Source organism: Agromyces sp. NPDC004153, assembly GCF_053603635.1.
In genome coordinates, this window is the sequence record NZ_JBSGFY010000001.1 from 296,188 (window position 1) to 307,577 (window position 11,390).

Sequence of the window (11,390 nt, forward strand, 5' to 3'; positions counted from 1 at the left end):
CATCCCTCGTCAGTCGAGCTCGGCGCGCCCCATGCGCCAGTAGCCCATGAACGCCACCTGGCGGCGATCGAGGCCGGCCTCGCGCACGAGGAAGCGACGCAGGGTGGTGATGGCGGAAGCCTCGCCCGCGAGCCAGGCGTAGCAGTCGCCGTCGAGGCTGTGCCCCTCGGGCACGTCCCACAGGGGCGTGTCGGGCAGGTCGTCGTGCTCGGCGGCGGCGAGCGCCGCGGCGGCCGCGTCGACGTCGCTCGTCGACAGGCCGCGGGCCGCGAGGTGGCGAACGACCCAGTCGCGCACCGCGGGGACGAGCAGGCCGCCGTGCGCGCTGTCCGTCGCGGCACGAGGGAGCCAGCGCACCTCGACGCCGGCGGGTGCGCGCACGTCGAGCCGGTCGCCGTCGGCGGGCACCTCGATGATGGCGACGCCCGAGGCGTCGGCGGGGAGCGACTCGAGGATCGACGCGATGGCGGGTGCCGCCGTCTCGTCGCCCGCGAGCAGCAGCGTGTCGACCTCGCCCGGACGCCAGTCGATGCCGACCGCGCGGCCCGGGCTCAACTCGTCGGGCCCGATGAGCACGATCTCGTCGCCCGGCGCCGCGGTGGCGGCCCACGCCGAGGCGGGGCCCGCGTCGCCGTGCGCGACGAACACGATGTCGACCTCGCGAGCCTCGGGGCGCACCGCGCGCACGGTGTACGTGCGGAACGGGTTGCGCAGCTCGGCGGGCAGCTCGCGCCACGCGCCGTACCAGTCGTCGCCCTCGGGGAACGCCGCGAAGCCGATCTCGGGCAGCGGGAGCACGACCTTCACGCGCTGGTCGAGCCCGGCCGTGCCGAAGTCGCGGAGGTCGTCGCCGGCGAACGTGACGCTCGTGAAGTGCGGCGCGAGGCGTTCGACCCGCGACACCTGCACTCGGAAGCTGCGGTAGGCAGGACGCTCGCGCGGGGCGGCTTCAGCGAGTGAGGTAAGCATTACCTAAGTCTTGCATACGCTCGCAGTGGTCATGAATCGCGACGTCACACGTCCGCCACGACGTCACCAGTTCGACGGATGCCGGTGCCGCCGCCGCACGCGCCGCTCCAGCTGCGCGCCCAGCGCGAACAGCGCGGCCTCGCCGCCGGGGCGACCGATGAGCTGCACGCCCATCGGCAGCCCGTCGGCGGTGTCCTCGACCGGGACGGTGATGGCGGGGAGGCCCGAGACGTTCACGAACGACGTGAACGGCGTGAACTGCACCTGCTGCGCGAAGTTCCGCTCGCCGTCCTGGGCGTCGTACCAGCCGACGAGCGGCGGCGGCGTGGCGAGCGCGGGCGTGAGCACGGCATCGAACGACGAGAACCGGCGGATGACGCGCTCCTCGAAGCCCGCGAGCCACGCGAGCGCCTCGGCGAGCTGTCGTGCGGGCACGGCACGCCCCCGCTCGACGAGCCATCGCGTGAGGGGCTCGAGCAGCGCCTCGTCCTCGCCGTCGACGGGGATGGTGGCCGCCCCCGCCTGCCAGATCGTGCGGAACGCGTCGGGATAGCCGGGCTCGGGCTCGGGCGCCATGGCCTCGATCCCGTGGCCGAGCCGATCGAACTCGGCGATCGCCCGGTCGAGCGCCGACCGCGCCTCCTCCGACACCTCGATGTCGTAGCCGTCGTCCCACGGGGAGTCCATCATCACGCCGAGCTGGAATCGACCCTCGCCGCGGACGGCCGCCCCGAGGTACGGCCCGTCGTCGCCGGGGGCTCGCACGGCGAAGCGGTGCGCCGCCGGGTAGCCCGCGGGGGCGATGAGGCCGTCGAGCAGCAGGGCCGCGTCGGCGACGGTGCGCGCGATGGGCCCGGCGACCCCGAGGCCGGCGAGCGTCGCGAGCCCCGGCCCGGCCGGCACGCGACCGCGCGACGGCTTCACGCCGACGAGCCCGCAGGCCGCGGCGGGGATCCGGATCGAGCCGCCGCCGTCGGTGCCGGGCGCGAACGGCAGCATCCCGGCGGCAACGGCGGCGGCCGCTCCCCCGCTCGACCCGCCGGCCCCGCGGGACGGGTCCCAGGGGTTGCGGGTGGGCGGGCCCGCGAGGCCCTCGGTGTACGACGGCAGCCCGAACTCGGGCGTGGCGGTCTTGCCGAGGCTCACGGCGCCTGCGGCGTCGACGGCGCGTACCAGCTCGTCGGAGTCGTCGGGCACGAAGTCGGCGAACGCGCGCGAGCCGAAGCGCGCGGGCACGCCGGCGCGCCGGTGCAGGTCCTTGTCGGCGAGCGGCAGGCCCCACAGCGGCGCCGCCGTCGGCACGTGCTCCTCGACGTGGCGGGCGCGCTCGAGCGCGGCCTCGGGCGTCACCGTGGCGAACGCCCCGATCGCGGGGTCGAGGCGTTCGATGCGATCGAGGTAGTGCCGCGCCAGCTCGACCGGCGAGACCTCGCGTCGCTGCAGCAGCTGGTGGAGCTCGAGGGCGGTGTACTCGTGCAGCTCGCTCATCCTTCGAGCCTAGGACCGCCGGGCGAGGGTCGCCGCTATCGTGAGGGCATGCGCGCGGGCGGGAGCGTCGGGTCGGGGGTCGGGGCGTCGATCGTGGCGCATCCGCTGTGGTGGGGCGCCGCGTGGTCGGCGGTGTTCGCCGCCGCAGCGATCGCCGCCGTCGTCGCGGCCTGGCCCGCTTGGGCGTGGGTCGTGCTCGCCGCGCTGCTCATCGCCCCGTGCCTCGTCGCGACGATCGTCGTGCTGACCGGCACCCCTCGCGATCACCTGCACTCCCGGTCGAGCGTGTTCGGGCACTTCTTCGTGCGGTACCTCGCGCTCGTGTTCGCCTTCCTGACCTGGGCCGTCTCGATCGTCCTCGGCGCGGCGATCTCGACGTCGATCCAGGCCGCCGCCCGCGGCGACGAGGACGAGATCGTGGGGCTCGGGCTCCAACTGCTCGCGACGCTCACCCCGGTCGTCGTCGCGTTGCTCTGGTTCGGATTCGTGGTGCGCTGCGCGTGGTTCCTCGGCCGGCTGCGCGGCTGGGGCGAGGCGCCCGCCGCGAGCGAGGTGCCCGCGAGGCTGCTCGCCCATCGTCCCGCGCTGCGCCGCGTGGCGATCGGGCTCGCGCACCCCGGGCTGCTCCTCGCGGTCGGCCTGGTCGCAGGTGTCACGGCGCTGTTCGCGCCCCAGGGCGAGGTGACGCTCGTCCTCTGAGCGGATGCCGCTACTTCAGCGACTTCTGCAGCAGCACCGTGCCGAGCCAGCGGTCGAACTTGAAGCCGACCCGACCCATGCGCCCGATCTCGGTGAACCCGAACTTCTCGTGCAGCGCGATCGACGCGTCGGCGCCCTGGTCGGCGATGACCGCGATCATCTCCTTGAGCCCGGCGGCCTTCGAACGGGTGATGAGCTCGCCGAGGAGCGCGCGGCCGAGGCCCTTGCCGGCGGCGGCCGGCCCGAGGTAGATCGAGTTCTCGACGGTGTAGCGGTAGGCGCGCTTCTGCTTCCACGGCGCGACGAGCGCGTAGCCGAGCAGCTGGCCCGACGGCGCCTCGGCGACGATGAACGGCATTCCCAGGCGCTCGAGGTAGGCGAACTTCGCCTTCCACTCGCGCAGCGTCATGGCGTCCTCGTCGAACGTCACGGTCGAGTTCGCGACGTAGTAGTTGTAGATCTCGCGCACCGCAGGCATGTCGGCCGGGCGGGCCGCACGGATGGCGTACTCGAAGGGCGCCTCGGGCGCCTCGGCCTTGCGCAGGTGCCGGGGCAGCACCCGGCGCTCCTGGTATTCCTCCTCGAGCATCGCGCCAGACTACTCCGCGGAGATGACAGCCGGATGACGCGGTGCGGGCGTCGCGGGCAGGCGCCAGTCGACCGGCCGCCCGCCCTGCGCCTCGAGCATCGCATTGGCCCGGCTGAACGGCCGCGACCCGAAGAACCCGCGGCTCGCCGACAGCGGGCTCGGATGCACCGACTCGATGACGGGCGTGTCGCCGAGCAGGGGCTTCAGGTTCTGCGCGTCGCGGCCCCACAGGATCGCGACGAGCGGCGTGCCGCGAGCGACGAGCGTGCGGATGGCGTGGTCGGTCACGTCCTCCCACCCCTTGCCGCGGTGCGAGGCGGGCGTGCCGGGGCGCACGGTGAGCACGCGGTTGAGCAGCATGACGCCGTGGTCGCTCCAGGAGGTGAGGTCGCCGTGGTCGGGGGTCGGCACGCCGACGTCGTCGCCGAGCTCGCGGTAGATGTTGGCGAGGCTCCGCGGCACCGGGCGCACGTGGGGGTCGACCGCGAACGACAGCCCGATCGGATGCCCCGGCGTCGGGTACGGGTCCTGCCCCACGATGAGCACCCGGACGTCGTCGATCGGCGCGCCGAACGCACGGAGCACGCGGTCGCCGCTCGGCAGGTAGCCGCGGCCCGCCGCGGTCTCCGCGCGGAGGAAGTCGCCGAGCTCGGCGATCCGGGGGCCCACGGGCGCGAGCGCGGCGGCCCAGCCGGGATCGATGAGCCCGGCCTCCGCGAGCTGGTCGAGCGACATGGCCACGTCAGGCCCCGATCGTCGAGACGAGCACGCCCTGGTCGGACGGCAGCACGCGCCAGACGCTCCCACGCCCAACGACCTGCAGGCCGCCCTCGCCGACGATGAGCGCCGTGTCCTCGTCGATCCCGAGGCCGCCGTCGACGAGACCGGCCTCGACGGCCGCGACGAGTCGGGAGAGCGTGCCCCACTGCGCGACATGCGCGTCGATCGCGACGTCGACGAGCCCGATGCCGGGAGCGACGGTGAGCTCGTCGAGGTCCTCGGCCGTCGCCTCGGGCGCGACGGCGACGCCGCCGATGCGCCAGCCGCCGACGAGCGCGCGTTCGGCGGCGATCGCCGCTCCCGCCGAGAACCCGAGGTACGGCACGCCCGCGGCGACCTGGCGTCGGAGCTCGCCGAAGTGCGGCTCGATGAGGTCGCGGTAGCGCGGGGTGAGCCCGCCGCCGACGAGGATTCCGTCGACGTCGGTGAACGCCGAGGCGGGCACGTCCCCGTCGAGTGCGACCGCGGTCACGTGCACATCGAACGGTCCTGCGGGCGCCGCGGCGGCCAGTAGCGACTCGGCGTGCCCGAGGGCGCCGTCGCCGATCGCGAGCAGCGCCACGCGCGGCTCCTCGCGGCCCGCGGCAGCGGCCCGCGTGCGCGCCTCGTCGAGGAACGCGCGGTAGACGATGCCGTCGGGGTGCTCGGGCCACCCGCCGCCGACGAGGTGCACGCTCACGCGGCGCCCTCCGTGACCGTCACGGGCGGACGCGCCGACCAGGGGAACACGATCCAGTCCTCGGTCTCGCGGTAGGCGAAGTCGGGCACGAGCACCGTGCGCGGCTTCACGTAGAGCGTCGCGGTGCGCACCTCGGCGCCCGCCTCGGCGAGCAGGTCCACGACCTTCGCGAGCGTGCGGCCCGAGTCGGAGACGTCGTCGATGAGCAGCACCGACTTGCCCGCGACCGCGGGCACGTCGAGCATGGGCGGGTGCAGCACGGGCTCGGGCAGCCGCTCGTCGACGCCCGTGTAGAACTCGACGTTGATCGAGCCGCACTGCTTGGTGCCGAGGGCGTAGGAGATCGCGCCCGCCAGCAGCAGCCCGCCGCGCGCGATGGCGATCACGACGTCGGGCCGGAAGCCCGAGGCGAGCACCTCGCTCGCGAGCGAGCGCGACGCGCCCTCGAAGTCGTCCCAGGTGAGCACCTCGCGCCGGGGCTCGTCGAGGCCGGCGTCATTCGCGTCGAAGGTCATGGATTCAGGGTAGTCGGCGGCGGTGGGCCGACCGGAGCCTGGTGGCCTCGCCTGCGGCATCCGCTCAGGCCGGATCGTCGTCGGCGTCGCCGGCCGGCTCCTCGCGCACGGGCGCCTTCCCGACGCGCTCGTTGATGAGCGAGATGATCGTCGCCGAGGCGGTGCCGACGATGGCGATGCCGCCCGCCATCAGGAACACCGCGTAGAACCGCCCCTCGGGCGTGATCGGGTACTCGTCGCCGTAGCCGACCGTCGCGACCGTCACGATCGCCCACCAGATCGCGTCGCCGAAGGTCAGGATGTTCGCGCCGGGCGCGTCCCGCTCGGCATTGAGGGTCGCGAGCGAAATGAAGTACACGAAGACCACCGCGTAGCTGGCGGCGTAGATGAGGATGTTCGTCCGCACCGCCGCACCACTTCGACGCTGGAGGTAGGGCACCTCCCGCAGCAGCACGAGCACCCGGAGCGCTCGGAAGATCGGGAGCACCGCGGAGAGCACCTCGACCGGGTGCCGCCAGACGAAGCGCCACTTCTGGCCGCGCGGGGTCAGGGTGATCCGCACGACGACGTCGATCAGGAAGACCACCCATGAGAGGACCAGCGTCCACCCGATCCACGCCCGCGCCTGCCCGCGCTCCTGGGGCAGGAGCACGTAGAACGAGTACGCGACGATGAACAGGATGCCGAGCACGACGAGCGGCGTGGCGGTGTGCCGCTCCCAGGCCTTCCGCCGATCGGCGGTCTGCTCGGCGGCCATCACTCCGGGTCCTCCCGCACCTCGAGCGGACCTCTCGCGAGCCGCGTCGCCGCCGCCTGCGCGACGGGCCGCACCACGATGAGGTCGAGGTCGACGTGCCGCGGCTTCAGCACCGCGTCCGCGATGACCGCCGCGACGTCGTCGGCGACGAGCGGCTCGGGCACATCGTCGTACACCTTGTCGGCGCGCTCGCGGTCGCCGCCGAAGCGCACGAGCGCGAACTCGTCGGTGCGCACCATGCCGGGCGCGACCTCGACCACGCGCAGCGGCTCGCCGTTCAGCTCGAGCCGGAGCACCGCCGTCACCGCGTGCGCGGCGAACTTCGCGGCGTTGTAGCCCGCCCCGCCGACGTAGGGCTCGTGGCCGGCGACCGAGGTCACGTTGACGATGTCGGCGACGCCGCGTTCGACCGCGCCCCGGCGCAGGAGCGGCAGCAGCGCGCTCGTCACGCGCTTCAGCGCGATCACGTTGACGTCGAGCATCCAGATCCAGTCGTCGACCGAGCCGTGCTCGACCGAGTCGAGGCCCTTCGCACCCCCGGCGTTGTTCACGAGTGCATGCACGGGCCCGGTCGCCTCGAGGTGGTCGCGCAGCGCGTCGACGTCGTCCTGCTTCGTGAGGTCGGCGGCGAAGACGGATGCCCCGGTCTCCTCGGCGAGCTCGCGCAGCCGGTCCTCGCGGCGGGCGACGCCCACCACGTCCCACCCGGCGGCGCGGAAGGCGCGCACGGTCGCCGCTCCGATCCCCGAGCTCGCACCGGTCACGACCACCCGCAGCACTCCCATGGCGCCCATTGTGCCGCGCCCGTGCCGGATGCCGCGAGCGGCGTGCCGTGGCCGCACCCGCGCCGCCCGCGGCATCCGCCCGCCGTGCACCCGGCCGACCGGGTGCGGTTGAATGGAGCGATGCAGACGACGCCGCACGCGACGACCGCGACGAGGCGACGCGTGCCGCTGTGGGACAACGCCCGGTGGATCGCGATCACGCTCGTCGTGATCGGGCACGGCATCCTGCCGCTCATCTCGGAGGACGACGCCGCCTACAGCGTCTACCTGTTCATCTACTCGTTCCATGTCGCGGTGTTCGTGACGGTGGCCGGGTACTTCGCGAAGTCGGGCCCGCCGAATGCGCGGGCGCTGCGGCAGATCCTCACCGACATCGTCTTCCCGTTCTTCATCTTCGAGACGATCTGGACCGTGATCCGGTGGATCCTCGGCGGCGGGTTCTCCCTCGACTACACGACCGCCTCGTGGACGCTGTGGTTCCTCATCGCCCTCGCGATCTGGCGCATCGTGCTGCCCTACCTCGTGCTGCTGCGGTTCCCGCTCGTCATCGCGATCGCCATCTCGATCGGCGCCGGGTACACGGAGACGATCGACTCGACCCTCGCGCTCTCGCGCACGCTCGGCATGCTGCCGTTCTTCGTCTTCGGCTGGAAGCTGCGGCAATGGCAGCTCACCGGCCGATGGCTGGCGCTGCCGTCCCGGGTCGCCTGGCGCTGGCGCGCCGGGGCGATCGCCCTGTTCGCCGCCGTGCTCGTCCTGATGCCGATCGCCATCGAGACCTGGCGCGACCTCAAGCTCCGCCGGTTCATGCTGTACGACGAGTCGTACGTCGCGATCGGGTACGACGAGCCGTGGTCGGGTGCCATCCGGCTGCTGCTGCTCGTCTCCGCCATGGTGCTTTCAGTGGCGTTCCTCGTGCTCATGCCGCGCCGGTCCACCTGGTTCACGCCGTTCGGCACGGCGACGATGTACATCTACCTGCTGCACACGTTCATCCTCTTCCCCTTCCGCGAGACCGGGTTCCTCGCGGGCGAGCAGCCGTTCTGGGTGCTGCCGGCGATGATCCTGTTCTGCATCGGCATCTCCGTCGTGCTCTCGCTGAAGCCCGTGCGCCGCGTGTTCCGCCCGCTCGTCGAGCCGCGCGCCCGCTGGCTCTTCCGTCCGCAGCCGTCGACCGCGACCGGCACGCTCGTGCTGCCCCCGGGCGCCATGCCGCCCCTGCCGCCGGGCCCGACCGCCGGCTCGCACGGCTCCGCCGGGTCCGCCGGGTCCGCCGCATCGCCCTCGGCGCCCGAGGATCCGCCCGCCCCCGAGGCGCCGAAGCCCCCCGCGTGACGGCGCGTCGCCCACGATGACGCCGTGTGTCGGCATCCGTTGCCCCTCCCAGGGCGCGGTCGTAACGTGTCTCGCGGTTGCGGCGGGTCCGCACACCCGACCGAGAAGGAGACCTCATGGCAGAGCACGCCGCCGACTGGCGCTTCGAGACGAAGCAGGTGCACTCAGGCGCCGCCCCCGACCCGGTGACCAACGCCCGGGCCACCCCGATCTACCAGACCACGTCCTACGTGTTCGACAACGCGCAGCACGCGCAGAACCTCTTCGCGCTCGCCGAGTTCGGCAACATCTACACGCGCATCATGAACCCGACCCAGGCCGTCGTCGAGGAGCGCATCGCCGCGCTCGAGGGGGGCACCGGCGCCCTGCTCGTCGCGTCGGGCCAGGCGGCCGAGACGTTCGCCGTGCTGAACATCGCGCAGGCCGGCGACCACATCGTCTCGTCGTCGTCGATCTACGGCGGCACGTACAACCTGTTCAAGTACACGCTCGCGAAGCTCGGCATCGAGACCACGTTCGTCGAGAACCAGGACGACGCAGACGAGTGGCGCCGTGCGGTGCGCCCGAACACCAAGCTCTTCTTCGCCGAGACGATCGGCAACCCGAAGATCAACATCCTGGACATCGAGCTCGTGTCGGGCGTGGCGCACGAGGCGGGCATCCCGCTCATCGTCGACAACACGATCGCGACGCCGTACCTCATCCGCCCGTTCGAGCACGGCGCCGACATCGTCATCCACTCGGCGACGAAGTTCCTCGGCGGCCACGGCACCGTGATCGGCGGCGTCATCGTCGACGGCGGCAGGTTCGAGTGGTCGAAGAACGTCGAGAAGTTCCCCGGCCTCACCGAGCCCGACCCGTCGTACCACGGCGCGAGCTACACGGCCGCCGTCGGCGACGCGCTCGCCTACGTCATCAAGGCGCGCGTGCAGCTGCTCCGCGACCTCGGCGCGGCCATCGCGCCGAACAACGCCTGGCTGCTCATCCAGGGCATCGAGACCCTCTCGCTCCGCATCGAGCGCCACGTGCAGAACGCGCAGGAGATCGCCGAGTGGCTCGACAGCCACCCCGACGTCGCGAGCGTGAACTACTCGGGCCTGCCCTCGAGCCCGTGGTACGCGGCCGCCAACACGTACGCCCCCAAGGGCGTCGGCGCGGTGCTGTCGTTCGAGCTCAAGGGCGGCGTCGACGCCGGCCGCGCGCTCGTCGACAACCTGCAGCTGTTCAGCCACCTCGCGAACATCGGCGACGTGCGCTCGCTCGTCATCCACCCCGCGTCGACGACGCACTCGCAGCTCACGCCCGAGCAGCAGCTCACGACGGGCGTCACGCCCGGCCTCGTGCGCCTCTCGGTGGGCATCGAGAACATCGACGACCTGAAGGCCGACCTCGAGGCCGGCCTCGCCGCCGCCCGCGCGGCCACGGAGGCGGCCCGGGTCTGACGACCGACTGACGGATGCCGCGGGCCGCACGGCCCGCGGCATCCGTCGTCTCATCGGGGCACCGCCGCGTCGCGGCATCCGTCACGCGGGCGCACGTCGTGTAACAAACGGGTGCCGCGGGCGCGCCTTCGAGAGAATCGGAACATGGACTGGCAGACGACGGCCGACGCGGTGCCCGCACGCATCGTCTCGGAGGCGCGTGCCCAGTCGCTGCAGGGCCGCGCCCCCGCCACGGGCGCCTGGCGCGAGGGCGATCCCGTGGGCGACCGCCGGTTCGTCGCCATCGGCGACGTCGCGCTCGAGTCGGGTGCGGTCCTCCCCCATGCGCGCATCGCGTACGAGACCTGGGGCACGCTCTCGCCGCAGCGCGACAACGCGATCCTGGTGCTGCACGCGCTGACGGGCGACAGCCACGTCATCGGTCCGGCGGGCCCCGCGCACCCGAGCGCCGGGTGGTGGCCGGGCGTGGTCGGCCCGGGCCTGCCGATCGACACCGACCGGTACTTCGTGATCGCCCCCAACGTCGTCGGCGGATGCCAGGGGTCGACCGGTCCCGCCTCGCTCGCGCCCGACGGCGTCGAGTGGGCCACGCGATTCCCGTTCCTCACCATCCGCGACCAGGTGCGGGCGCAGCTCGCGTTCGCCCGGGCGATCGGGATCGACCGGTTCCAGGCCGTGGTGGGCGGCTCGATGGGCGCCATGCACGTGCTCGAGTGGGCGATCATGGCGCCAGAGGCGGTCGACCGCATCGCCGTGCTCGCGGCGCCCGCCGCCGCCACCGCCGACCAGGTGGCGCTCAACTCGGTGCAGGTCGAGGCCATCCGCACCGACCCCGCGTTCCGCGGCGGCGAGTACTACGACGCGCCCGACGGGGAGGGGCCGACGCGCGGCCTCGCGCTCGCCCGTCGCATGGCGATGCTCAACTACCGCACGGCTGCCGAGCTCAACGGGCGCTTCGAGCGGCACTGGCAGTCCGACCTCGACCCGCTCGGCGGGGGCGGCCGGTTCGCCGTCGAGTCGTACCTCGACTTCCACGGCAACAAGTTCACGCGGCGGTTCGACGCCAACAGCTACCTGGTGCTCACCGAGGCGATGAACTCGCACGACATCGGTCGCGGCCGGGGCGGCGTCGCCGCCGCGCTCGAGTCGGTACGGGCGAAGAGCCTCGTGCTCGGCATCGACAGCGACCGCTACTTCACGCTCGACGGGCAGGTCGAGATCGCCCGTGCCCTGCGGCACAGCGTGCACGGGCCCGAGCCTGTGCTCGTGCACTCGGAGTACGGCCACGACGCGTTCCTCATCGAGCACGCGGTGGTCGGCGAGGCGCTCCGGCGCCTCCTCGAGGCGTGACG

General features: G+C 73.0%; 12 protein-coding genes. 4 read left to right on the forward strand and 8 right to left on the reverse strand.

The window, feature by feature from the left end:
* Positions 1 to 9: 9 nt before the first annotated feature.
* Together ACWEOH_RS01380 and ACWEOH_RS01385 are read right to left on the reverse strand one after the other, a co-directional pair.
* Positions 10 to 969 (reverse strand): siderophore-interacting protein, encoded by a 960-nt coding sequence (locus tag ACWEOH_RS01380; RefSeq protein WP_452027577.1) that lies wholly within the window; start codon positions 967 to 969, stop codon positions 10 to 12.
* 63 nt (positions 970 to 1,032) lie between these two features.
* The gene (locus ACWEOH_RS01385; RefSeq protein WP_452027579.1) at positions 1,033 to 2,457 is read right to left on the reverse strand and encodes an amidase; all 1,425 of its coding nucleotides are present in this window, start codon (positions 2,455 to 2,457) and stop codon (positions 1,033 to 1,035) included.
* A gap of 48 nt (positions 2,458 to 2,505) precedes the next feature.
* Here ACWEOH_RS01385 and ACWEOH_RS01390 point away from each other — a divergent pair, with 48 nt between their 5' ends.
* Complete coding sequence (locus ACWEOH_RS01390) at positions 2,506 to 3,156, forward strand: hypothetical protein (RefSeq protein WP_452027581.1); 651 nt, start codon at positions 2,506 to 2,508, stop codon at positions 3,154 to 3,156.
* Positions 3,157 to 3,166: 10 nt separating this feature from the next.
* Here the strand turns inward: ACWEOH_RS01390 and ACWEOH_RS01395 are convergent, their stop codons facing one another.
* The 6 genes from ACWEOH_RS01395 to ACWEOH_RS01420 all read right to left on the reverse strand — a co-directional run bounded on the left by ACWEOH_RS01395 (position 3,167) and on the right by ACWEOH_RS01420 (position 7,261).
* A complete protein-coding gene (locus tag ACWEOH_RS01395; RefSeq protein ID WP_452027582.1) occupies positions 3,167 to 3,745 on the reverse strand; it encodes an N-acetyltransferase family protein in 579 nt (192 codons plus the stop codon).
* Positions 3,746 to 3,754: 9 nt separating this feature from the next.
* Positions 3,755 to 4,480: a uracil-DNA glycosylase gene (locus tag ACWEOH_RS01400; RefSeq protein WP_452031815.1), complete on the reverse strand. Its 726-nt coding sequence runs from the start codon at positions 4,478 to 4,480 to the stop codon at positions 3,755 to 3,757.
* 7 nt (positions 4,481 to 4,487) lie between these two features.
* Positions 4,488 to 5,204, reverse strand: a complete 717-nt coding sequence (locus ACWEOH_RS01405) for a Type 1 glutamine amidotransferase-like domain-containing protein (protein ID WP_452027583.1) — start codon at positions 5,202 to 5,204, stop codon at positions 4,488 to 4,490.
* Complete coding sequence (locus ACWEOH_RS01410) at positions 5,201 to 5,719, reverse strand: phosphoribosyltransferase (RefSeq protein ID WP_452027585.1); 519 nt, start codon at positions 5,717 to 5,719, stop codon at positions 5,201 to 5,203. Before ACWEOH_RS01410 ends, ACWEOH_RS01405 begins: the two co-directional genes overlap by 4 nt.
* A 64-nt stretch (positions 5,720 to 5,783) precedes the next feature.
* Positions 5,784 to 6,476, reverse strand: coding sequence for a potassium channel family protein (locus tag ACWEOH_RS01415; RefSeq protein WP_452027587.1), 693 nt, complete (start codon positions 6,474 to 6,476; stop codon positions 5,784 to 5,786).
* Entirely contained in the window at positions 6,476 to 7,261 is a 786-nt protein-coding gene (locus ACWEOH_RS01420; RefSeq protein ID WP_452027589.1) for an SDR family NAD(P)-dependent oxidoreductase, read from the reverse strand. The genes ACWEOH_RS01415 and ACWEOH_RS01420 overlap by 1 nt, the downstream gene beginning before the upstream one ends.
* A gap of 120 nt (positions 7,262 to 7,381) precedes the next feature.
* Between ACWEOH_RS01420 and ACWEOH_RS01425 the strand changes: the two genes are divergently transcribed.
* The 3 genes from ACWEOH_RS01425 to metX all read left to right on the forward strand — a co-directional run bounded on the left by ACWEOH_RS01425 (position 7,382) and on the right by metX (position 11,388).
* Complete coding sequence (locus ACWEOH_RS01425; RefSeq protein ID WP_452027591.1) at positions 7,382 to 8,596, forward strand: acyltransferase family protein; 1,215 nt, start codon at positions 7,382 to 7,384, stop codon at positions 8,594 to 8,596.
* A 116-nt stretch (positions 8,597 to 8,712) separates the two neighbouring features.
* Positions 8,713 to 10,038, forward strand: coding sequence for a bifunctional o-acetylhomoserine/o-acetylserine sulfhydrylase (locus tag ACWEOH_RS01430; RefSeq protein WP_452027592.1), 1,326 nt, complete (start codon positions 8,713 to 8,715; stop codon positions 10,036 to 10,038).
* 144 nt (positions 10,039 to 10,182) lie between these two features.
* A complete protein-coding gene (metX, locus tag ACWEOH_RS01435) occupies positions 10,183 to 11,388 on the forward strand; it encodes a homoserine O-acetyltransferase MetX (protein ID WP_452027594.1) in 1,206 nt (401 codons plus the stop codon).
* Positions 11,389 to 11,390: the final 2 nt, after the last annotated feature.

Bases quoted from the DNA above. Each gene is read 5' to 3' on its own strand.
- ACWEOH_RS01380 (WP_452027577.1), bottom strand. From the start codon at position 969: ATGCTTACCTCACTCGCTGAAGCCGCCCCGCGCGAGCGTCCTGCCTAC.
- ACWEOH_RS01385 (WP_452027579.1), bottom strand. From the start codon at position 2,457: ATGAGCGAGCTGCACGAGTACACCGCCCTCGAGCTCCACCAGCTGCTG.
- ACWEOH_RS01390 (WP_452027581.1), top strand. From the start codon at position 2,506: ATGCGCGCGGGCGGGAGCGTCGGGTCGGGGGTCGGGGCGTCGATCGTG.
- ACWEOH_RS01395 (WP_452027582.1), bottom strand. From the start codon at position 3,745: ATGCTCGAGGAGGAATACCAGGAGCGCCGGGTGCTGCCCCGGCACCTG.
- ACWEOH_RS01400 (WP_452031815.1), bottom strand. From the start codon at position 4,480: ATGTCGCTCGACCAGCTCGCGGAGGCCGGGCTCATCGATCCCGGCTGG.
- ACWEOH_RS01410 (WP_452027585.1), bottom strand. From the start codon at position 5,719: ATGACCTTCGACGCGAATGACGCCGGCCTCGACGAGCCCCGGCGCGAG.
- ACWEOH_RS01415 (WP_452027587.1), bottom strand. From the start codon at position 6,476: ATGGCCGCCGAGCAGACCGCCGATCGGCGGAAGGCCTGGGAGCGGCAC.
- ACWEOH_RS01420 (WP_452027589.1), bottom strand. From the start codon at position 7,261: ATGGGAGTGCTGCGGGTGGTCGTGACCGGTGCGAGCTCGGGGATCGGA.
- ACWEOH_RS01425 (WP_452027591.1), top strand. From the start codon at position 7,382: ATGCAGACGACGCCGCACGCGACGACCGCGACGAGGCGACGCGTGCCG.
- ACWEOH_RS01430 (WP_452027592.1), top strand. From the start codon at position 8,713: ATGGCAGAGCACGCCGCCGACTGGCGCTTCGAGACGAAGCAGGTGCAC.
- metX (WP_452027594.1), top strand. From the start codon at position 10,183: ATGGACTGGCAGACGACGGCCGACGCGGTGCCCGCACGCATCGTCTCG.